The organism is Streptomyces misionensis, from assembly GCF_007896895.1.
In the GTDB taxonomy this organism is placed as follows: Bacteria; Actinomycetota; Actinomycetes; order Streptomycetales; family Streptomycetaceae; genus Streptomyces; species Streptomyces misionensis_A.
Window position 1 is genome coordinate 55,566 of sequence record NZ_VOGW01000199.1, and the last position, 21,168, is coordinate 76,733.

Sequence of the window (21,168 nt, forward strand, 5' to 3'; positions counted from 1 at the left end):
GCCCACCGTCGTGGAGCGCAGCCGTACCAGGACCGCCAGGCTCTGCCCCGCCGCGCCCCAGGGGATCGTGCACAGTGCCGCCGCGTGCGGGATGGAGCGGGCGGACGGCGCGTCGTCCGGGTCGGGGGAGGGCCAGGGGGCCACGCACACCAGCGTGTGCGGGCCGTCGGCGCGCGGCCCCAGCGCCGTACGCAGCTCGGCCACCGCCATGTCGCGCTGCCAGCCGCTCTCCGCGGTGAGGACCGCCCGCAGCTCACGGCTCAGGCCCGCCCCGGCCTCCGCCTCGTCCGCGAGCAGCGCGCCGATCCGGCCGGCCACCCGCATCGCCGCCGTCAGCTGGGCGTCCGTCGGGCCCGGGTCGCCGTCGAGCAGCCAGACGTAGCCGAGGACGACCCCTCGATGGCGCACCGGCAGGCAGATCCGGCCACGGTAGACCCCGGCCTCGGGGCTCGGCGGGATGCGCACCGGACCGGTCGCGCGGGTGATGCCGAAGCCCTCGAACCAGGAGCGCACGGCCGTCGTGGAGCGCCGGGTCAGGATCGAGCGGGTGCGCACCGGGTCCAGCGCGGACGCGTCCAGCTCGTCGTCGCTGTCGTACGCGCCGAAGGCGATCAGCTCGAAGTCGCGGTTCTCCAGGGTCGCCGGGACCCCCAGCAGCTCCGAGATCTCGTCCACCAGCTCCTGGTAGTCACCCTTGTAATCCGCCGCCACTCGGGCATTCTCCCCCATTTTCCGGCCATCTTCATACAGATGTCTGAGATCCCGGGCACGGATGCGTGACAGCTGTCGATGGCTGACGATCACAGGGGTCCGTAGGTTTCACGGTGGTTCTCCGTGCCGTACCCGAAACGTCGGGTAATGGCCTCTTTTGGTGCTTGTCTGTGGAGGTGCCCCGTGCTGGGTCCCGTGATTCTCGCCGCGTCGCGCAGCGACCGGATGCGACGCCTGATCTCGGCGGCCCCGGTGACCAAGCAGGTCGTCGACCGCTTCATCCCGGGTGAGACGGTGGCCGACATCGTCCCGATCATCAAGGACCTCACGGGCAAGGGCCTGGAGCTGACGATGGACGTCGTCGGCGAGGACATCACCACCCCCGAGCAGGCCACCGCCGCCCGCGACGCCTACCTCGCGCTGATCGACCACCTCAAGGAGCTGGAGCTCGGCGAGAAGGTCGAGATGTCGGTGAAGCTGTCGATGTTCGGCCAGGCGCTGGAGGGCGGCCACGAGCTGGCGCTCGCCAACGTCCGGCCCGTCGTCGAGGCCGCCGCCGCGATCGGCACGACGGTGACGCTGGACGCCGAGGACCACACCACCCTCGACTCGATGTTCGCCATCCACGAGGAGCTGCGCAAGGACTTCCCGCAGACCGGCTGCGTGATCCAGGCCTACCTGTTCCGCACCGAGGCCGACGCCAAGCGCCTGGCCGAGGCCGGCAGCAGGGTCCGCCTGGTCAAGGGCGCCTACAAGGAGCCCGCCGAGGTCGCCTACCAGCAGAAGCACGAGATCGACAAGGCCTACGTGCGCATCCTGAAGACGCTGATGGAGGGCGAGGGCTACCCGATGATCGGGTCCCACGACCCCCGCCTGATCTCCATCGCGCAGGAGCTCGCCCACAAGGCCGGTCGTAAGCTCGACGAGTACGAGTTCCAGATGCTGTACGGCATCCGCGGCGACGAGCACCTGCGACTGGCCGCCGAGGGCCACCGCATGCGCGTCTACACGGCGTACGGCACGGACTGGTACGGCTACTTCATGCGCCGTCTGGCGGAGAAGCCGGCGAACCTGCGCTTCTTCCTGCGCAGCATGGTCAGCAAGGGCTGAGCCCCACCACCCGCTCACGTACAAGGAGTTCGGATCTCATGGACGCTGTGACCCAGGTCCCCACCCCCGTCAACGAGCCGGTGCACGGCTACGCCCCCGGCTCGCCCGAGCGCGCCCGCCTGGAGGCCAAGCTCAAGGAGCTGGCCGAGAACCCGGTCGACCTGCCGATGACCATCGGCGGCGAGAAGCGGCTGGGCGGCGGCGAGCCGTTCCAGGTGGTGCAGCCGCACAACCACAAGGCCGTCCTCGGCACCGGCCGGCACGCCACCCAGCAGGACGCCCGGGACGCGATCGACGCCGCCCTGGCCGCCGCCCCGGCCTGGCGCGCGATGTCCTTCGACGACCGCGCCGCGATCATCCTGCGCGCCGCCGAGCTGCTGTCCGGCCCGTGGCGCGAGACGATCGCCGCCTCCACCATGCTCGGCCAGTCCAAGACGGCCCAGCAGGCGGAGATCGACAGCCCCTGTGAGCTGGTCGACTTCTGGCGCTTCAACGTGCACTACGCCCGTCAGATCCTCGCCGAGCAGCCCCCGGCGAACTCCCCGGGCGTGTGGAACCGGCTGGACCACCGCCCGCTGGAGGGCTTCGTCTACGCGATCACGCCGTTCAACTTCTCGGCGATCGCGGCCAACCTGCCCACCGCCCCGGCCCTGATGGGCAACGTGGTGGTCTGGAAGCCGTCCCCGACCCAGACCCACGCCGCCGTGCTGCTGATGCAGCTGCTGGAGGAGGCCGGTCTGCCCAAGGGTGTCATCAACCTCGTCACCGGCGACGGCATCGAGGTCTCCAAGGTGGCCCTGGAGCACCGCGACCTCGCGGGCATCCACTTCACCGGTTCGACCAAGACCTTCCAGTACCTGTGGAAGACGGTCGGCAACAACATCGAGAAGTACCGCTCGTACCCGCGTCTGGTCGGCGAGACCGGCGGCAAGGACTTCGTGGTCGCCCACCCGAGCGCCGACCGCGCCGTGCTGAAGACCGCCCTGACCCGTGGCGCCTTCGAGTACCAGGGCCAGAAGTGCAGCGCCACCTCCCGCGCCTACATCCCGGCCTCCATCTGGAACTCGGGCTTCAAGGAGGCGTTCGCGGCCGAGGTCGACTCGCTCGCCATGGGTGACGTGACGGACCTGTCGAACTTCATCGGCGCCGTCATCGACGAGCGCTCCTTCGCCAAGAACAAGGCCGCGATCGACCGTGCCAAGGCCGACCCGACCTGCACCATCGTCGCGGGCGGCAGCTACGACGACTCGGTCGGCTACTTCGTCCGCCCGACCGTCATCGAGTGCACCGACCCGGAGAACGAGGTCTTCACGACCGAGTACTTCGGCCCGATCCTCGCCGTGTACGTCTACGAGGACGACAAGTACGACGAGATGCTGACCCAGATGGAGTCCGTCTCCGACTACGCCCTCACCGGCTCGGTCATCGCCAACGACCGCGCGGCGGCGGCCTACACGATGGAGAAGCTCCGCTTCGCCGCGGGCAACTTCTACATCAACGACAAGTCGACCGGCGCCGTCGTCGGCCAGCAGCCCTTCGGCGGCGGCCGCGCCTCCGGCACCAACGACAAGGCCGGTGCCCCCCAGAACCTCCTGCGCTGGACGCTGACCCGCGCCATCAAGGAGGCCCTGGTCGCCCCGACCGACTACACGTACCCGCACATGGGCTGATCCTCGCCCCACCCGAGCGACGGGCCGGGAAGTCTGCCACCGAGCAGGCTTCCCGGCCCGTTTCCAATTCCCCGAGCGGGATTCCCGGCCCGTTTCCCATTCCCCGCGGCGCGGTGACAGGCGGGCCCACCCCCGGCTCGCCCGCGTCGCGCCGCCGGCAAAGGCCTCGACGGCGCAGCGGCCGGTGGGAACAATGCCGTCATGGCCGACCAGATCCGTCTCGCCCACACCGCCGACCTCACCCCCGCCGAACTCACCGCCGCCCGAGCCCTGTTGGACGACGCGTTCGAGGGGGACTTCGCCGACGAGGACTGGGACCACGGGCTCGGTGGGATGCACGTGCTGATCCAGGACGCGGCCGGGCTCGCCGCGCACGGCTCGGTGGTGCTGCGGCGGGTGCGGCACGCGGGACGCTGGCTGCGCACCGGCTACGTCGAGGCCGTCGCCGTACGCGCCGACGTCCGGCGCACCGGGCTCGGCGGGCGGGTGATGGCGGAGCTGGAGCGGGTGATCGAGCGGGCCTACGACCTCGGCGCGCTGGCCGCCAGCGAGGACGGGGCCCGGCTGTACGCCGCCCGGGGCTGGCGGCGGTGGGAGGGCCGGGTGCACGCCCTCTCGCCGGAGCGCGGGATCGTCCGGATGCCGGACGCGGAGGGCTGGGTCCACGTGTGGCCCGCGACGCCCGCCGGAGCCCTCGATCCCGCCGGCGCACTGGTCTTCGACTGGCGCGACGGTGACGTGACCTGACGGCGAAAGCCCAGCTCAGAAGGGGGTGAGTCGGTTCGCCGTCTCAGATAGTAGGAAGTCCGAGTAATGATGCAGACAGACGCGGGCCGCTCCCTTAGCTTGGAGGAAGCCGAACGTCTCGCTCGATCCAGCGATTGGCGGTCGTGAGCCGGGCCCCGTGCAGGCAACCCCTGCGGCCCGGGAGCTCCCCGCCTGCTCCGGCGTCTCGAACACCCTTCACATGCGAGGAGTCGATTCCCATGGCCGAGACGACCGTCCGCCGCCGCGTCCGCCACGTGTCCCACGCGAGCGAGTCCGACCGCAAGAACGCCGCCGCCGCCCTCCAGCGCGCCCTCGACCGCAGGGACAACGGCGGCCAGACCGGCCACTGAGCCCGCGCCCGCGCCGCTCGCGCCACGCCGCCGCGCCGACACGGGCCGTCCGAATCCTGGACAGCTCGTGTCATCACCTGGGACGAGGAGTAGGGTGCCCGCATGTCTCGCAGCATCAATCTCGCAGTGATCCCCGGTGACGGCATCGGCCAGGAAGTCGTGGCCGAGGGTCTCAAGGTCCTCTCCGCCGTCCTCCCGGGGGACGTGAAGCTGGAGACCGAGGAGTACGACTTCGGCGCCAAGCGCTACCACGCCACCGGTGAGACCCTCACCGAGGCGGACCTGGAGCAGCTGAGGCGGCACGACGCGATCCTGCTCGGCGCCCTCGGCGACCCGTCCGTGCCCTCCGGCGTCCTGGAGCGCGGCTTCCTGCTCAAGCTCCGCTTCGCCTTCGACCACCACGTCAACCTGCGGCCGAGCAAGCTGCTCCCGGGCGTGTCCACCCCGCTCGCCGGGCAGCCGGAGATCGACTTCATCGTCGTCCGGGAAGGCACCGAGGGCCCGTACACCGGCAACGGCGGCACCATCCGCCAGGGCACGGAGCACGAGATCGCCACCGAGGTGTCCGTCAACACGGCGTACGGCGTCGAGCGCGTCGTCCGGGACGCCTTCGCCCGCGCCCAGGCCCGCCCGCGCAAGAAGCTCACGCTGGTCCACAAGAACAACGTGCTGACCTTCGCCGGCCACCTGTGGTCGAACACCTTCAACAAGGTGGCCGCCGAGTTCCCCGAGGTCACCACCGACTACCTGCACGTCGACGCGGCCACCATCTTCCTGGTCACCCAGCCCGAGCGCTTCGACGTCATCGTCACCGACAACCTCTTCGGCGACATCATCACCGACCTCGCGGCGGCCATCTCCGGCGGCATCGGCGTCGCCGCCTCGGGCAACATCAACCCGAGCCGCGCGTTCCCGTCCATGTTCGAGCCGGTGCACGGCTCGGCCCCGGACATCGCCGGACAGGGCAAGGCCGACCCCACCGCCACGGTCCTGTCCGTCGCCCTGCTGCTGCGTCACCTCGGCTACGACGCCGAGGCCGACCGCATCGACGCGGCGGTCGCCGCCGACCTCACCGAGCGCGCCGGCAAGCCCGCCCGCAGCACGTCCGAGATCGGCGACGCGCTCGCCGCCCGAGTAGCCGGCTGACCCGGCGCTCCACGCAAGAAGCCGCCGGGTCGGACGACCACCCGGCGGCTTCCGCATGTCTCCGCCGGGTAGGAACCATCGACCCCCGGGCCGCCACCACCGATTCCGTCGGCCGGGGCGCCGCGCGATAATCGAACGCGGAGCCGCGGTATGAGGGAATGCTCGGACGTCCCAGCACCGGTCGCCAGCCGGTGCGAGACGTGAGCGCGGCCCGTCACAACAACCGGTGAAGGACAACCACTCATGACGATGCCCACGATCGAGCTCAAGCCCTCCGCCAGCCCCCTCGCCGCCGCAGAGCGCGAGGCGATCCTGGCCAACCCCGGGTTCGGCCGCCACTTCACCGACCACATGGTGACGATCCGGTGGACCGAGGGCCGCGGCTGGCACGACGCCCAGCTCGTCCCGTACGGCCCGATCTCCCTCGACCCCTCCACCCACGTGCTCCACTACGGCCAGGAGATCTTCGAGGGGCTGAAGGCCTACCGCCAGCCCGACGGCTCGATCGCGCTGTTCCGCCCCGAGGCGAACGCCCGCCGCTTCCGCACCTCCGCCCGCCGCATGGCCATGGCCGAGCTGCCGGAGGAGCTGTTCATCGCCGCCCTGGACGCGCTGCTCACGCAGGACGCCGACTGGGTTCCGCCGCACGGCGGCGAGGAGGCCCTCTACCTGCGCCCGTTCATGATCGCCACCGAGGCCGCGCTCGGTGTGCACCCGGCCAACGAGTACCTGTTCCTGCTGATCGCCTCCCCGTCCGGCGCCTACTTCGCCGGCGGCGTCCAGCCGGTCACCATCTGGGTCTCCGAGGACCACGTCCGCGCCGTCCCCGGCGGCACCGGTGACGCCAAGACCGGCGGCAACTACGCCGCCTCCCTGCTCCCGCAGGCCGAGGCCGCCGCGCACGGCTGCGACCAGGTCGTCTACCTCGACGCGGTCACCCGCACCAAGGTGGAGGAGAGCGGCAGCATGAACGTCGCCTTCGTCTACGGCGACCGGATCGTCACCCCCGCGCTGACCGGCTCCATCCTGGAGGGCATCACCCGCGACTCCCTCCTCCAGGTCGCCCGCGACCTCGGCTACACCGCCGAGGAGGGCGTGATCACCCTGGAGCAGTGGCGCGCGGACGCCGCCTCCGGCGCCCTCACCGAGGTCTTCGCCTGCGGCACCGCCGCCGTGGTCACCCCGATCGGCCACGTCAAGACCAAGTCCGGCGAGTGGACCCACGGCGACGGCACGCCCGGAGAGGTCACCCTGCGGCTGCGCGAGGCCCTGCTCGGCATCCAGCGCGGCATGGAGGAGGACAAGCACGGCTGGATGCACCGCGTCGGCTGACGCGCCCGTACCGGCATGCACAGGGCCGCCGCGGACTCCTTCGGGAGGCCGCGGCGGCCCTCCGTCGTTTCTTGAACGGTGTTCGATCCCTCACTGTCCAGGTCCTGGCCACCCCCTTCTCATTCACCGGCAATCCATTTAGAGTGCTGCTCTAAACCCCTGCCGAGAAGGAGGCGCCGCGCCGTGCGACTGACCCCCACGGAACGTGACCGGCTGCTGCTCTTCGGGGCCGCCGAACTGGCGCGTGCCCGTCGCGCCCGCGGGCTGCGGCTGAACGTGCCGGAGGCGACCGCGCTGATCGCGGACACCGTCTGCGAGGCCGCCCGCGACGGCAGGCGGCTCGCGGAGGCCATCGAGGCGGCCCGCTCCGTGCTCGGTCCCGAGGACGTGCTGCCGGGCGTCGCCGACGTGGTCACCGAGGTGATGGTCGAGGCCGTCTTCGACGACGGCTCCCGGCTCGCGGTGGTCTCCGACCCCATCGGGGGCGGCCTGGGCGAGGACGCCCCCGGCGCGCTGCTGCCCGGGCCCGCGCACGCCGACCCGGAGCCGGCCGTCCGGCTCACCGTCACCAACACCGCGTCGGTGCCGGTCTCGGTCACCTCCCACTTCCACTTCTTCGAGGCCAACCCGCGCCTCGACTTCGACCGCGCCGCCGCCTACGGCATGCGGCTCGCCGTGCCCGCCGGATCGTCCGTGCGCTTCGGGCCGGGCGAGAGCGAGGAGGTCGGCCTGGTGCCGATCGGCGGGGAGCGGATCGCGATCGGCTTCGCCGGGCTGGTGGACGGGCCGCTGGACGCGCCCGGCGCCCGCCGGGAGGCGCTGCGCCGGGCCGCCGCCTGCGGATATCTGGGAGCCGGCAGCGAGGACGAGGAAGGACAGGACCGATGAGCCGCTCCAAGGGACGCGAGGTCAGCCGGGCGATCCATGTCGATCCGCACGCGTACGCCGCCACGCACGGCCCGCGCGCCGGGGACCGCGTCCGGCTCGGCGACTGCGGCCTGACCGTCCGGGTGGAGTCCGACGCCCAGCACTACGGCGACGAGTTCCTGGCCGGCTTCGGCAAGACGGCCCGCGACGGGCTGCACCTGAAGGCCGCCGCCGTGCGCGAGACCTGCGACGTCGTGATCAGCAACGTGGTCGTGATCGACGCGGTGCAGGGCATCCGCAAGGTGTCCATCGGCATCCGGGAAGGCCGGATCAGCGCCATCGGACGGGCGGGCAACCCGGACACCCTGGACGGCGTGGACGTCGTCGTCGGCACGGGCACGTCCATCGTCTCCGGTGAGGGGCTGATCGCCACCGCGGGCGCCGTCGACACCCATGTGCACCTGCTGTCGCCGCGCATCATGGAGGCCTCGCTCGCCTCCGGCGTGACCACGATCATCGGGCAGGAGTTCGGACCGGTGTGGGGCGTCGGCGTCAACTCCCCCTGGGCGCTGCGCCACGCCTTCAACGCCTTCGACGCCTGGCCGGTCAACATCGGCTTCCTGGGCCGGGGTTCGTCCTCCCACGAGGCACCGCTCGTCGAGGCGCTGGCCGAGGGCGGCGCCTCAGGGTTCAAGGTGCACGAGGACATGGGCGCCCACACCCGCGCGCTGGACACCGCGCTGCGGGTCGCCGAGGAGCACGACGTCCAGGTGGCCCTGCACAGCGACGGGCTGAACGAGTGCCTGTCGGTCGAGGACACCCTGAAGGTGCTGGAGGGCCGCACCATCCACGCCTTCCACATCGAGGGCTGCGGCGGCGGGCACGTCCCCAACGTGCTCAAGATGGCCGGGGTGCCGAACGTCATCGGCTCCTCCACCAACCCCACCCTGCCCTTCGGCCGGGACGCGGTCGCCGAGCACTACGGCATGATCGTCTCCGTCCACGACCTCAAGCCCGACCTGCCCGGCGACGCGGCCATGGCCCGCGACCGCATCCGGGCGAGCACCATGGGCGCCGAGGACGTGCTGCACGACCTGGGCGCGATCGGCATCACCTCCTCCGACGCGCAGGGCATGGGCCGCGCGGGCGAGACGGTACGGCGCACCTTCGCCATGGCCGGCAAGATGAAGGCCGAACTGGGCCCGCTGGAGGGGGACGGCGAGGGCGACGACAACGCCCGCGTGCTGCGCTACATCGCCAAGCTGACCGTCAACCCGGCCATCGCGCACGGCCTGTCGCACGAGGTCGGCTCCCTCGAGGTGGGCAAGCTCGCCGACATCGTGCTGTGGCGGCCCGAGTACTTCGGCGCCAAGCCGCAGCTCGTCCTCAAGTCCGGCTTCCCCGCGTACGGCGTCGTCGGCGACCCCAACGCGGCCACCGACACCTGCGAACCCCTCGTCCTCGGCCCGCAGTTCGGGGCGTACGGGGCCACCGCGGCCGACCTCTCCGTGGCGTTCGTCGCCCGCGCGGCCGCGGACCAGGGCAACGACACGATGCCCACCCGGCGCCGCCGGGTCGCGGTCCGCGGCACGCGCGGCATCGGCCCCGCCGACCTGCGGCTCAACGCCCGTACCGGAGCGGTCGACGTCGACCAGCGCACCGGCCTGGTCACCCTCGACGGCGACCCGCTGCGCTCGGCGCCCGCCGACTCCGTCTCCCTCAACCGCCTGTACTTCCTCTGACCCCCGGAACGGACCCGCACCGATGAGCACCCCCGCCGCCGACGGCTTCCGCATGCCCGCCGAGTGGACCCCGCACGAGCGCACCTGGATGGCGTGGCCGGGCCCCAACCCCACCTTCGACGACGGCGAGGAGCTGGCCGCCGCCCGGCGCGCCTGGGCCTCGGTCGCCCGCGCGATCCGCCGCTTCGAACCGGTCACCGTGGTCTGCGGACCGGGCCGGTCGGCCGAGGCACGGGCGCTGCTCGGCCCGGACGTGGACACCGTGGAGCGCGACCTGGACGACGCCTGGATGCGCGACATCGGCCCCACGTTCCTCACCTCCGACCGGGGCGAACTCGCCGCCGTGGACTGGACGTTCAACGGCTGGGGTGCCCAGGAGTGGGCCCGCTGGGAGCACGACGCGAAGATCGGCTCGTACGTCGCCGGACTCGCGGGCGCGCGGACGTACGCCTCCCGGCTGGTCAACGAGGGCGGCGCGATCCATGTCGACGGCGAGGGCACCGTGCTGCTCACGGAGACCGTGCAACTGGGCCCCGAGCGCAATCCGCACTGGACGAAGGAGCAGGTCGAGGCCGAGATCCACGCCCACCTCGGCACCCGCAAGGCGATCTGGCTGCCGCGCGGCCTGAGCGCCGACTACCCTCCGCACGGCTACGGCACCCTGGGCCACGTCGACATCGTCGCCGCCTTCGCCCGCCCCGGCGTCGTCGTCGCCCACCACCAGCCGGACCCGGCGCACCCGGACCACGAGGTCACCAAGGAGGTCATCGGCCTGCTCAGGTCCTCGACCGACGCGCACGGCCGCCCCCTGGAGGTCGTGGAGGTCCCCGCGCCCACGGTCCTGGAGGCCGACGGCCGCTGGGCCGACTACTCCTACATCAACCACTACCTCTGCAACGACGGCGTCGTCCTGTGCGCCTTCGACGACCCCCGCGACGAGACCGCCGCCGCCCTCTTCCAGCGGCTCTTCCCCGACCGCACGGTCACCCTGGTCGACGCCCGCCGGATCTTCGCCGCCGGCGGCGGCATCCACTGCATCACCCAGCAGCAGCCGAGGCCCGCCCGGCCTTGACCTCAAGCCCGCTTCAGGGACCAGGCTCGCCGTATGACGGCACAGACGGCACAGACGGCGCAGACGGCACAGACGACGCCCGCTGACCGGGCGGACCAGATGGACCGGGCGGAGATCGGCGAACTGGTCCACCGGTTCTTCCGGGCGCTGGACGAGCGGCGGTTCACGCCCGGCTGGACCGCCGGACTGCTCACCGACGACGCGCGCATGGAGACCCCGCTGGGCTACTCCCGCGGCGCCGCCGCCGTGCGCGCCACCGAGGAGGCCCTCGGGCGCTACGACCGCACCCAGCACCTCGCCTCCGGGATCATCGCCGACGTGGACACCACGGCCACCGCCTCCTGGAACGCCCTGATGGTGCACGTCCGCGGCGACGCGCCGTTCATGGTGGGCGGCCGCTTCGAGGCCGGGCTGCGCCGCACCGCCGGGGGATGGCGGTTCGACCGGATGGCGGTCCGGGCGATCTGGACACAGGGCGAGCCGCCCGCGGCGGTCACCGCGGGGCCGACCGCGCCCCGGGTCGGGTAGAACATACGGGTGAACTTCCTGGTCCCCGCGTGCCGCGGCCGTCGCCCCGGCGGGGCGGTGCGTCCGCTGCCCGAGTTGCCCGAGCGGCCGGTCGCCGCGGACCCGGACGGGCCGGGCACCCCGGCGCCGGCCGCCGAGCCCCGCTTCCTGCACGACGCCGTACGGAGGGTGCCCGCATGAGCGAGAGTCCCGCCCCGCGCCGCCGCACCCCGGCCCCGCCCCGGGAGGACCTGCTCGCCGCGGCCATGCGCATGATCGCCGAGCGCGGTCTGGAGAAGCTCACCATGGCGGGGCTCGGGCGCGAGGTGCAGATGAGCAGCGGCCACCTGCTCTACTACTTCCGGTCCAAGGACGAACTGCTGCTGCAGACCCTGGAGTGGAGCGAGGGGCGGCTCGGCGCCGAGCGGGCCCGGCTGCTCGCCCGGGCGGCGCCGGCGCGGGAGCGGCTGGAGGCCTACGTCGACCTGTACGTGCCCGACGGCCACCGCGACCCGCACTGGACCCTCTGGCTGGAGGTCTGGAACCGGTCCCAGAACGCCGACGACGACGCCCGCGCCCGCCAGGCCGCGATCGAGGGCGCCTGGCACCGGGACCTCGTCGCGCTGATCGCCGAGGGGATCTCGCGCGGGGAGTTCCGGCCGGTCGACGCGGACCGCTTCGCCACCAGGACGCGCGCGCTGCTCGACGGGTTCTCCATCCACGTCGCCATCGGGCTGCGCGGCACCGACCGGGAGCAAGTGCTGGCACATGTGCGGGAGTTCGTGGCGGACGGGCTTCTCGCGTAGAGGAATCGTCCGCTCGGCCCCCGGGCAGGTAACGGCCCATGGGACGACAACACTGGAAGAAGATCTGGGTCGGTTCGGCGGGGAACATGGTCGAGTGGTTCGACTGGTTCGTGTACGCCAGTTTCGCCCCCTACTTCGCCGGGGCGTTCTTCCCGAGCGGCAACCCCACCGCCCAGCTGATGAACACCGCGGGGATCTTCGCGGTCGGCTTCTTCATGCGGCCGGTCGGCGGCTGGCTGCTGGGGCGGGTCGGGGACCGCAGGGGCCGCAAGGCGGCGCTGACGCTCACCGTCACGCTGATGTCGGCCTCCGCGGTGCTGATCGCCGTCGCGCCCACGTACGCCGTCGCCGGCTACGGCGGCGCCCTCGTGCTGCTCGTCGCCCGGTTGCTCCAGGGGCTCTCGGTGGGCGGCGAGTACGCGGCCAGCGCCACCTACCTCACCGAGGCCACCGACCCGAGGAGGCGCGGCTTCGCCTCCAGCTTCCAGTACGTGTCCATGACCGCCGGCCAGATCGCCGGCCTCGGCCTGCTGATCATCCTCCAGCGCACCCTGTCCGACTCCGCCCTGCACGGCTACGGCTGGCGCATCCCCTTCGTCGTCGGCGCCCTCGGCGCGGCCGTCGTCTTCTACCTGCGCCGCACCATGCTGGAGAGCGAGATCTACGAGGAGGACGCCGCCCACGCCGGACGGACCGCGACCGCCGAGGAGCGCGGCACCCTGCGCGCCCTGTGGCGGCACCGGCGCGAGGCGTTCCTCGTCGTCGCGCTCACCATGGGCGGCACGGTCGCGTACTACACGTACACCACCTATCTGACCAAGTACCTCTCCAACTCGGCCGGCCTGTCCAAGGACACCGCCACCCTCGTCTCCTTCACCGCGCTGATCGTCTTCGCCGCGCTCCAGCCGCTCGCCGGGGCCCTGTCCGACCGGATCGGCCGGCGGCCGCTGCTGATCACCTTCGCGATCGGCTCCACCGTCCTCACCGTGCCGGTCATGACCCTGCTCAAGCACGCCGGGGGCTACTGGCCCGCCCTCGGCCTCTGTCTGCTCGCCCTGGTCGTCGTCACCGGCTACACCTCGATCAACGCCTGTGTGAAGGCCGAGCTGTTCCCGACCGGTGTCCGCGCCTTGGGCGTCGCCCTGCCGTACGCCCTCGCCAACGCCCTCTTCGGCGGCACCGCCGAATACGTCGCCCTGTGGTTCAAGAACGCCGGGATGGAGTCCGGATTCTTCTGGTACGTGGCGGGCTGTGCCGCCGTGTCGCTGATCGTGTACGTCGCCATGCGGGAGACGAAGGACCTGGACCTGGCCGCAAGCCAGGGGTCCGTGACTGCGGGGGAGTCCAGCGTGACGACCGCATCCTGAGACGGCCGGTGATCCGGGGGCGGTGCTGTGCCAGACTGCCCCCGTGCTCATGTTCGCCATGATTATCGGCAGCAGGCGCGCCGGTCCGCAGTGACCATCTCGTACAACCAGGTGCGGGTGGCCACCGTCGTCCTCGACCCGCGCGCAGACCTCTCGCATCCGCGAGGGGTTTTTTCGTTTTACGGCCCACCTTCAGCCGTGAACCGAGCGCGGGGGAGTATTGGGGGGACGGTGGAGCCGGTCATTCCGGTAAGACCGAAGATTCACAACAGGAGTCCTGAGACCATGACCGAGACGGCAACCAGCGAGCTCGACGACTCGTTCCACGTCTTCGACACGACGCTGCGCGACGGAGCGCAGCGGGAGGGCATCAACCTCACCGTCGCGGACAAGCTCGCCATCGCCCGGCACCTGGACGACTTCGGCGTCGGCTTCATCGAAGGCGGCTGGCCCGGCGCCAACCCCCGCGACACGGAGTTCTTCGCCCGTGCCAAGGACGAGATCGAGTTCCGCCACGCCCAGCTGGTCGCCTTCGGCGCCACCCGCCGCGCCGGCGCCAAGGCCGCCGACGACCCCCAGGTCAGAGCGCTGCTGGAGTCCGGCGCCCCGGTGATCACCCTGGTCGCCAAGTCGCACGACCGGCATGTCGAGATGGCGCTGCGCACCACCCTGGACGAGAACCTGGAGATGGTCCGCGACACCGTCTCCCACCTGCGCGAGCAGGGCCGCCGGGTGTTCGTGGACTGCGAGCACTTCTTCGACGGCTACCGGGCCAACCCCGAGTACGCCAAGGCCGTCGTCCGCGCGGCCTCGGAGGCCGGCGCCGATGTGGTCGTCCTGTGCGACACCAACGGCGGCATGCTGCCCGCCCAGGTGCACGCGGTCGTCGCCACCGTGCTCGCCGACACCGGCGCCCGGCTCGGCATCCACGCCCAGGACGACACCGGCTGCGCGGTCGCCAACACCCTGGCCGCGGTCGACGGCGGCGCCACCCACGTGCAGTGCACCGCCAACGGTTACGGCGAGCGCGTCGGCAACGCCAACCTCTTCCCGGTGGTCGCCGCCCTGGAGCTGAAGTACGGCAAGAAGGTGCTGCCGGAGGGCCGGCTGCGGGAGATGACCCGGATCTCGCACGCCATCGCGGAGGTCGTCAACCTCACCCCCTCCACCCACCAGCCGTACGTGGGCGTCTCCGCCTTCGCGCACAAGGCCGGCCTGCACGCCTCCGCGATCAAGGTCGACCCGGACCTGTACCAGCACATCGACCCCGCGCTGGTCGGCAACACCATGCGGATGCTGGTCTCCGACATGGCCGGCCGCGCCTCCATCGAGCTCAAGGGCAAGGAACTCGGCGTCGACCTCGGCGGCGACCGCGAGCTGATCGGGCGCGTGGTCGCCCGCGTCAAGGAGCACGAGCTCAAGGGCTACACGTACGAGGCGGCCGACGCCTCCTTCGAGCTGCTGCTGCGCGGCGAGGTCGAGGGCAGGGCGCTGAAGTACTTCGACGTCGAGTCCTGGCGGGCCATCACCGAGGACCGCCCCGACGGCAGCCACGCCAACGAGGCCACGGTCAAGCTGTGGGCCAAGAGCGAGCGGATCGTCGCCACCGCCGAGGGCAACGGCCCGGTCAACGCCCTCGACCGCGCCCTGCGCGTCGCCCTGGAGAAGATCTACCCGGAGCTGGCCGGCCTCCAGCTGGTCGACTACCGCGTCCGCATCCTGGAGGGCCGGCACGGCACCTCCTCCACCACCCGCGTGCTCATCTCCACCTCGGACGGCACCGGCGAGTGGTCCACGGTCGGCGTGGCGGACAACGTCATCGCCGCGTCCTGGCAGGCGCTGGAGGACGCGTACACGTACGGGCTGCTGCGGGCCGGCGTGGCACCGGCCGCGTAGTCGGCGGCGCGCCGCGCGGGTGCGGCGGTCAGGGCGCCCGCCAGATGTTGTCGAAGGCGGCGTTCTCGATGCGCCGCCGCTCCCGCACGGCCGTCAGCTCCGTCACCGCGTCGCCGACGGCGGTCAGCACGGTGAGGACCGCCTCGTCGGTGTACTCCTGCGCCTTTGGCCGGTCCTCGCCGATGCCCAGCGGGTCGGCGAGACCGGCCAGCACGGGCTCGTGGGACCACCAGCGGTCGGCCGCGCGCCGCCGCGCGGGGGTGTCGGCCCGGGGCGTCTCGGCCGGGCGGGGCAGCCAGCGCCGCCGCTTCCCGGTGAGCTGCCCCTCGGTGTCCAGGAAGTCGTGGTAGGCCCCGGCCAGCCCGCGCCCCCGGCGCCACAGCCAGTCCTCGACCGTCTCGTACGGCTCCTCGCGCACCAGCGCCGCCCCCGCCTCGTCCAGCATCCGGTCACCGGTGGTCAGCACCGGGCCGGGCACGATGCGCTCGCCGTCCAGGGTGACCGCCCGTGTCCCGAGCAGATCGATCAGCTCGGCCCCCGCGAGGGCCAGCGACAGATCCCCCTGCTCGACGGGGCGCTCGCCGGGGACGTCGACACTGACGAGGAACAGATCCTGCGGTGTGGTCATGAGGGCTCCAGGAAGCCGGGGCGACAGCGTACCGAGCACCCTCGCATGCGGCTCGGCCCCGGCGGCGCGCCACACGCCGAGGCCGCCTGCTCCGACTCGGCGGTCGATGGTCCGGCCGGGGAACGCCGGTCTCCCTCAGTGTCCCCCGGCCGCCCCCCGGCCGCGCGTCACTGCAACTGCCACTTCTGGTTGGCCGCGCCCGTGCACGACCAGATCTGGGCGCGGGCGCCGTTCGCCGAGGAGTTGTCGGTGACGTCCAGGCACTTGTTCGCGGCGAGGTTCACCACGTCGTGGGTGGCGGCGTCGTACGACCACTGCTGGGCGCCGGTGCCGTTGCAGTCGTAGAGCTGCACCTTGGCCCCGTCGGCCGTCGAGCCCGAGGTCACGTCCAGGCACTTGCCGAGCGACTGGACGGAACCGTCGGCCATGACGGTCCACTGCTGGGCGGCGGTGCCGTTGCAGTCGTAGAGCTGGACGGCCGTGCCGTTGGCGTTGGAGGCGCCCGCCACGTCCAGGCACTTGCCGGCCAGGCCGACGAAGGAGCCGGAGCGGGCGCCGCCGCCGCTCTGGGCGCCGGACCAGGTGAAGGTGGCGGAGGTCTTCGCGGGCAGCGGGTAAGTGGCGTGCTGCGAGCCCCAGTCGATGGTCACCGTCTGCGCGGCGGAGGAGCCGTTGTAGGCGATCAGCGCCTTGCTGCCGTCGGGGTTGCGCCAGGCCACGTTCGGCACCGTGGTGGACGCCGTGGAGGCGATCCGCTGGGCGCCGGGGCGGACGAACTTGGTCAGCTGGCCCATGTCGTAGTACTCGACGGTGTAGTCGACGGTCCCGCTCCGCCCGTCCCCGTTGTGCACGGTGACCAGCCCGGTGCAGGTGCCGCACCCGCCGTTGTGCGGGCCCATGTTCTGGTCCACCGCCAGGGACCACTTGGTCACCGACTTCCCCCAGTTGCGGGTGTAGTCGATGATGTCGGACATGTCCTCGCGCTGCTGGTCGGCGATCCAGGTGCCGCCGGAGTGCTCGGTGTCGAAGGCGTCCACCGAGGGGTACGCGTTGTGGACGGTGGTCTGCTCGCCGACGTCACCGCCGTAGCCGTGCCAGGCGATGCCGCCGAAGTTGGGGTGGTTGCGGATCGCCGTGTCGTCCACCAGCGGGGCGGCCCAGGAGTCGTAGCCGTCCCAGTTCCAGTCGTGGACCAGGACCTTGGTGCTCAGGCCGGCCGACTGCAGCCGGGGCAGCAGATCGGTCTTGAGGAAGTACGACAGCCCACTGGCGTTCCAGCTCATCGAGGGGTAGCCGGAGCAGCAGGTCGGCTCGTTCTGCGGGGTCACGTACGAGACCTTGACCCCCTGGTCCTGGTACGCCTGGAGGTACTTGACGAAGTAGGCGGCGTAGGCGGCGTAGTCCTCCGCCTTCAGCCAGCCGCCGTTGAGCGAGCCGCTGTCCTTCATCCAGGCCGGGGCGGTCCAGGGCGAGGCCATCACCGTCAGGGACGGGTTGAGCTGGAGCGCCTGCCTGGTGAGCGGCGCGACGTCGGCGAGGTCGTGCGCGATCGAGAACGCGGCGAGGCCCGGGTCCGACTGCCCGGCCGGTACGTCGTCGTACGTGTAGCCGTAGCGCGCGAGGTCCGAGGCGCCCATCGGGTTGCGCAGGAACGACAGCCCGATGCCGTCCGTCGGCGAGAACAACTTGCGCATGGTCGCGTCCCGGGTCGTCTGGGACAGCGCGCCGCTGCTGTTCAGCAGCCAGGCGGCGGTGTCCGTGAAGGAGGCGCCGCCGCCGGTGAAGGTCTGGTAGCGGGTGTTCTCGTCCACGGTGATGTTCGTGCCGCCGCCGCCCGTCCCCGACTGGAACGAGAACGGCGTCTGGGCCTGGAGGCCGCGGACCACATGGCGTCCGGCGGAGTCGTCGGTGGTGGTGAGCCAGGCCGTGACCTGCTCGCCGGCCGCGTGTGCGGGGGGAACGGCCGCGGTGAAGCCGGCGGCGGAGAGCAGTCCGGCCAGCAGCAGCCGGACCGCGCGGGGGGATCTCCTCATGGTGCGTCGCCCTTCCTCTCGGGTCGACAGGGTGGGGTCGCCAACGGGTGGGCCATCTTGACGAGTTGGGGAGGCGTCAGTTAACTCACGCCGTGAGCTAAGCCATGAGTGAACCATGAGAGCCGAGGGAAGGTCTATGCCGAGACCAAGAACGGCCCTGCTCCTCCCGGGGGCCCTGCTCGCCGCCCTGCTGCCCCTGTCCGCGGCGGCCCAGGCCGCCGACGACCCGCCGCCCGTGCCCGTCGACCGCTTCGAGGGCGAGGTGCCCTTCGCGTCCCAGCCCGCCGACGGCATCTTCACCTGGGGCGGCGACACCGACGACCCGCCCGCGCTCCGCCTCGCCGACCGCGCCGACGCCCCCGAGGGCGCCAAGGTGCTCGCCGGCACCTACGACATCAGCGGCTACGGCGGCTTCACCCACGATTTCGCCGCCGATCGGCCCGCCCACGACTGGTCCGCCCACCAGGGCATCCGCTTCTGGTGGGAAGGGCACGACAACGGCGGGAAGGTCGCCTTCGAGATCAAGGACGGCGGCACGAACGGCGAGGCCTCCGAGCTGTGGACGGCCTCCTTCACCGACGACTTCACCGGCTGGAAGCAGATCCGGCTCCCCTTCGGCGACTTCACCTACCGCACCGACTACCAGCCCGTCGGCGGTATCGACCACGTCCTCGGCCTGACGCGGATGTGGGGCTACGCGGTGACGCTCCCCGCGGGCGCCAAGGGCGAATTCGCCATGGACGACGTGGAGTTGTACGGCAAGGCGGACCAGACGCTGCGCGCCGCCGTCAGCACCGACGCACCCGTCCACCCGGTGACGGAGGGCGGCACCGCCAAGGTCAGGGTCACCCTGGCCACCACCGGCGACCGCCCCGTGGACGAACCGGTGACCGTCTCCTACCGCACCGAGGGCGGCACCGCCACCGCCGGTCAGGACTACACCCCGGTCTCCGGCACCCTCACCTTCCCGGCCGGCACCGCCTCCGGCGCCTCGGCGACCATCCAGGTCCCCACCCGCAAGGACAAGGCCGGCGAGTCCGCCGAGACGATCCCGCTCAAGCTCACCGTGACCGGTGCCAAGGCCCCCGCCGAGACCCCGCAGATCGTCATCGACGCGCACGGACTGCCGTATCTGAACCCCAAGCTGCCGGTGCGGAAGCGGGTCGCCGACCTGCTGTCGCGGATGTCCCTGGAGGAGAAGGCCGGGCAGATGACCCAGGCCGAGCGCGACGGCCTGGTCCCCGGCGACATCGCCTCCTACGGCCTCGGCTCACTGCTGTCCGGCGGCGGCTCCACGCCCACGCCCAACACCCCCGAGGCCTGGGCCCGGATGATCGACGGCTTCCAGCTGCGCGCGCGGGCGACGCGGTTCCAGATCCCGCTGATCTACGGCGTGGACGCGGTGCACGGCCACAACAACCTCTACGGCGCCACGGTCATGCCGCACAACATCGGCCTCGGCGCGACCAGGGACCCCGGGCTCGCCGAGCGGACGGGCGCCGTGACGGCCGCCGAGGTCCGGGCGACCGGCATCCCCTGGGACTTCGCGCCCTGCCTCTGCGTGAGCCGCGACGAACGCTGGGGCCGCTCCTACGAGTCCTTCGGCGAGGACCCCGCACTGGTCGAGTCCATGGAGACGGTGATCCAGGGGCTCCAGGGCCGGGCGGACGGCAGCGACCTGGGCCGCGACGACAAGGTCCTGGCCACCGCCAAGCACTACGTCGGCGACGGCGGCACCGCCTACGGGTCCTCCACCACCGGCACGTACACCATCGACCAGGGCGTCACCACCGTCACCCGGCAGCAGCTGGAGGACATCCACCTGGCGCCGTTCGAGACCGCCGTCCGGCGCGGCATCGGCACGGTCATGCCGTCGTTCTCCTCCCTCGACATCACCGGTGACGGCAAGGGCCCGGTCAGGATGACCGCCCGCGGCGACATGATCAACGGCGAGCTGAAGAACAGGATGGGCTTCGACGGCTTCGTCATCAGCGACTGGAACGCCGTCGACCAGCTCCCCGGCGACTACGCGAACCAGGTCCGCACCGCCGTCGACGCGGGCGTCGACATGATGATGGTGCCCTCCACCTACAGGAAGTTCAGCACCACGCTCGTCGACGAGGCGAAGGCCGGCCGGGTCGGCGCGGCGCGGCTCGACGACGCGGTCTCCCGCATCCTCACCGAGAAGTTCAGGCTGGGCCTGTTCGAGCACCCGTACGCCGACACCGGCGGCGCCGCCGCCATCGGCTCCCCGGCCCACCGCGCCGTCGCCCGCCGGGCCGCGGCCGAGTCGCAGGTGCTGCTGAAGAACAGCGGCGGGCTGCTGCCGCTGAGGAAGAGCGAGAAGGTGTACGTCGCCGGCTCCGACGCGGACGACATCGGCAACCAGACCGGCGGCTGGACCCTCACCTGGCAGGGCGCCTCGGGGAACACCGTCCCCGGCACCACCATCCTCCAGGGCATGCGCGAGGCGGGCGCGAACGTCACCTACTCCAAGGACGCCTCCGCCCCGACGGGCGGTTACGACGTCGGCGTGGTCGTCGTCGGCGAGACCCCGTACGCCGAGGGCGTCGGCGACGTCGGCAACGGCCACTCCCTGTCGCTGTCGGCCGCGGACCGGGCGGCCGTGGACAAGGTGTGCGGCGCCATGAAGTGCGTGGTGCTGATCGTCTCCGGCCGGCCCCAGCTCATCGGCGACCGGCTCGGCGAGATCGACTCCCTGGTGGCCTCCTGGCTGCCGGGCACCGAGGGCGAGGGCGTCGCCGACGTCCTCTACGGCGACCGCCCCTTCACCGGGCAGCTCCCGGTCACCTGGCCGAAGTCCGAGTCCCAGCTGCCGATCAACGTGGGCGACGCGTCGTACGACCCCCAGTTCCCCTACGGGTGGGGCCTGACCACCGGCACCGCCGTCCCGCACGGCGGCCCGGGCGCCCTGAAGTCGCTGGCCGCGCGGGCGGCGGCGGCCGAACGGCGCGGTGACGCCCGGCAGGGGCGGCAGCTGGTGACCCGGGCCCGGCTGCTGGTCCAGCAGAAGGCGGGGGAGCGGATGACCGCGGCCCTGGCGAAGCCCTTCGCCGACGCGGACCACCTGCTGCTCGCCGGCCACTACGGGAAGGCGGTGCAGAAGCTGACGGAGGCGTACCGCGCGGCATGACCGCCGGAC

Annotated in this window: 17 protein-coding genes and 1 pseudogene; 15 read left to right on the forward strand and 3 right to left on the reverse strand. The window is 72.0% G+C overall.

Annotation, left to right across the window (positions count from 1 at the left end; genetic code table 11):
• Positions 1-729: pseudogene (locus FRZ03_RS36825) on the reverse strand (PucR family transcriptional regulator); the annotation flags it as partial.
• A gap of 165 nt (positions 730-894) precedes the next feature.
• On the opposite strand from FRZ03_RS36825, the gene FRZ03_RS36830 reads away from it, so the two are divergent.
• The 14 genes from FRZ03_RS36830 (at position 895) to cimA (ending at position 15,344) form a co-directional block, all read left to right on the forward strand.
• Positions 895-1,821: a proline dehydrogenase family protein gene (locus FRZ03_RS36830; RefSeq protein WP_146469418.1), complete on the forward strand. Its 927-nt coding sequence runs from the start codon at positions 895-897 to the stop codon at positions 1,819-1,821.
• 38 nt (positions 1,822-1,859) lie between these two features.
• Positions 1,860-3,491, forward strand: coding sequence for an L-glutamate gamma-semialdehyde dehydrogenase (gene pruA, locus FRZ03_RS36835; protein ID WP_146469419.1), 1,632 nt, complete (start codon positions 1,860-1,862; stop codon positions 3,489-3,491).
• 201 nt (positions 3,492-3,692) lie between these two features.
• Positions 3,693-4,238, forward strand: coding sequence for a GNAT family N-acetyltransferase (locus FRZ03_RS36840; RefSeq protein WP_146469420.1), 546 nt, complete (start codon positions 3,693-3,695; stop codon positions 4,236-4,238).
• A gap of 239 nt (positions 4,239-4,477) precedes the next feature.
• On the forward strand, positions 4,478-4,609 hold the full coding sequence (locus FRZ03_RS40885; protein ID WP_146469421.1) for a hypothetical protein: 132 nt from the start codon (positions 4,478-4,480) through the stop codon (positions 4,607-4,609).
• A gap of 102 nt (positions 4,610-4,711) precedes the next feature.
• Entirely contained in the window at positions 4,712-5,755 is a 1,044-nt protein-coding gene (locus FRZ03_RS36850) for a 3-isopropylmalate dehydrogenase (protein ID WP_146469422.1), read from the forward strand.
• Positions 5,756-5,998: 243 nt separating this feature from the next.
• Positions 5,999-7,087, forward strand: coding sequence for a branched-chain amino acid aminotransferase (locus FRZ03_RS36855; protein WP_146469423.1), 1,089 nt, complete (start codon positions 5,999-6,001; stop codon positions 7,085-7,087).
• 183 nt (positions 7,088-7,270) lie between these two features.
• Positions 7,271-7,975, forward strand: coding sequence for an urease subunit gamma (ureA, locus tag FRZ03_RS36860; protein WP_146469424.1), 705 nt, complete (start codon positions 7,271-7,273; stop codon positions 7,973-7,975).
• Positions 7,972-9,696 carry an urease subunit alpha gene (locus FRZ03_RS36865; RefSeq protein WP_146469425.1) on the forward strand — a complete coding sequence of 575 codons (1,725 nt, stop codon included), beginning with the start codon at positions 7,972-7,974 and terminating at the stop codon, positions 9,694-9,696. The genes ureA and FRZ03_RS36865 overlap by 4 nt, the downstream gene beginning before the upstream one ends.
• A 22-nt stretch (positions 9,697-9,718) precedes the next feature.
• The gene (locus tag FRZ03_RS36870) at positions 9,719-10,768 is read left to right on the forward strand and encodes an agmatine deiminase family protein (protein WP_146469426.1); all 1,050 of its coding nucleotides are present in this window, start codon (positions 9,719-9,721) and stop codon (positions 10,766-10,768) included.
• Positions 10,769-10,801: 33 nt separating this feature from the next.
• Positions 10,802-11,296, forward strand: coding sequence for a nuclear transport factor 2 family protein (locus FRZ03_RS36875; protein WP_261399494.1), 495 nt, complete (start codon positions 10,802-10,804; stop codon positions 11,294-11,296).
• A gap of 9 nt (positions 11,297-11,305) precedes the next feature.
• Positions 11,306-11,476 (forward strand): hypothetical protein, encoded by a 171-nt coding sequence (locus FRZ03_RS39655; RefSeq protein ID WP_186785817.1) that lies wholly within the window; start codon positions 11,306-11,308, stop codon positions 11,474-11,476.
• Positions 11,473-12,081 carry a TetR/AcrR family transcriptional regulator gene (locus FRZ03_RS36880; protein WP_146469427.1) on the forward strand — a complete coding sequence of 203 codons (609 nt, stop codon included), beginning with the start codon at positions 11,473-11,475 and terminating at the stop codon, positions 12,079-12,081. The genes FRZ03_RS39655 and FRZ03_RS36880 overlap by 4 nt, the downstream gene beginning before the upstream one ends.
• 38 nt (positions 12,082-12,119) lie before the next feature.
• Positions 12,120-13,448: an MFS transporter gene (locus FRZ03_RS36885; RefSeq protein ID WP_146469428.1), complete on the forward strand. Its 1,329-nt coding sequence runs from the start codon at positions 12,120-12,122 to the stop codon at positions 13,446-13,448.
• Between the two features lie 285 nt (positions 13,449-13,733).
• Complete coding sequence (cimA, locus tag FRZ03_RS36890) at positions 13,734-15,344, forward strand: citramalate synthase (RefSeq protein WP_146469429.1); 1,611 nt, start codon at positions 13,734-13,736, stop codon at positions 15,342-15,344.
• 28 nt (positions 15,345-15,372) lie between these two features.
• Here the strand turns inward: cimA and FRZ03_RS36895 are convergent, their stop codons facing one another.
• The gene (locus FRZ03_RS36895) at positions 15,373-15,972 is read right to left on the reverse strand and encodes a GOLPH3/VPS74 family protein (RefSeq protein WP_146469430.1); all 600 of its coding nucleotides are present in this window, start codon (positions 15,970-15,972) and stop codon (positions 15,373-15,375) included.
• Between the two features lie 167 nt (positions 15,973-16,139).
• The gene (locus FRZ03_RS36900; RefSeq protein ID WP_146469431.1) at positions 16,140-18,005 is read right to left on the reverse strand and encodes a ricin-type beta-trefoil lectin domain protein; all 1,866 of its coding nucleotides are present in this window, start codon (positions 18,003-18,005) and stop codon (positions 16,140-16,142) included.
• A 136-nt stretch (positions 18,006-18,141) separates the two neighbouring features.
• On the opposite strand from FRZ03_RS36900, the gene FRZ03_RS36905 reads away from it, so the two are divergent.
• Entirely contained in the window at positions 18,142-21,159 is a 3,018-nt protein-coding gene (locus FRZ03_RS36905) for a glycoside hydrolase family 3 protein (protein ID WP_146469432.1), read from the forward strand.
• Positions 21,160-21,168: the final 9 nt, after the last annotated feature.

Coding starts and splice junctions, on each gene's coding strand:
- pruA (WP_146469419.1), top strand. CDS start 1,860: ATGGACGCTGTGACCCAGGTCCCCACCCCCGTCAACGAGCCGGTGCAC.
- FRZ03_RS36840 (WP_146469420.1), top strand. CDS start 3,693: ATGGCCGACCAGATCCGTCTCGCCCACACCGCCGACCTCACCCCCGCC.
- FRZ03_RS40885 (WP_146469421.1), top strand. CDS start 4,478: ATGGCCGAGACGACCGTCCGCCGCCGCGTCCGCCACGTGTCCCACGCG.
- FRZ03_RS36850 (WP_146469422.1), top strand. CDS start 4,712: ATGTCTCGCAGCATCAATCTCGCAGTGATCCCCGGTGACGGCATCGGC.
- FRZ03_RS36855 (WP_146469423.1), top strand. CDS start 5,999: ATGACGATGCCCACGATCGAGCTCAAGCCCTCCGCCAGCCCCCTCGCC.
- FRZ03_RS36865 (WP_146469425.1), top strand. CDS start 7,972: ATGAGCCGCTCCAAGGGACGCGAGGTCAGCCGGGCGATCCATGTCGAT.
- FRZ03_RS36870 (WP_146469426.1), top strand. CDS start 9,719: ATGAGCACCCCCGCCGCCGACGGCTTCCGCATGCCCGCCGAGTGGACC.
- FRZ03_RS36875 (WP_261399494.1), top strand. CDS start 10,802: ATGACGGCACAGACGGCACAGACGGCGCAGACGGCACAGACGACGCCC.
- FRZ03_RS36880 (WP_146469427.1), top strand. CDS start 11,473: ATGAGCGAGAGTCCCGCCCCGCGCCGCCGCACCCCGGCCCCGCCCCGG.
- FRZ03_RS36885 (WP_146469428.1), top strand. CDS start 12,120: ATGGGACGACAACACTGGAAGAAGATCTGGGTCGGTTCGGCGGGGAAC.
- cimA (WP_146469429.1), top strand. CDS start 13,734: ATGACCGAGACGGCAACCAGCGAGCTCGACGACTCGTTCCACGTCTTC.
- FRZ03_RS36895 (WP_146469430.1), bottom strand. CDS start 15,972: ATGACCACACCGCAGGATCTGTTCCTCGTCAGTGTCGACGTCCCCGGC.
- FRZ03_RS36900 (WP_146469431.1), bottom strand. CDS start 18,005: ATGAGGAGATCCCCCCGCGCGGTCCGGCTGCTGCTGGCCGGACTGCTC.
- FRZ03_RS36905 (WP_146469432.1), top strand. CDS start 18,142: ATGCCGAGACCAAGAACGGCCCTGCTCCTCCCGGGGGCCCTGCTCGCC.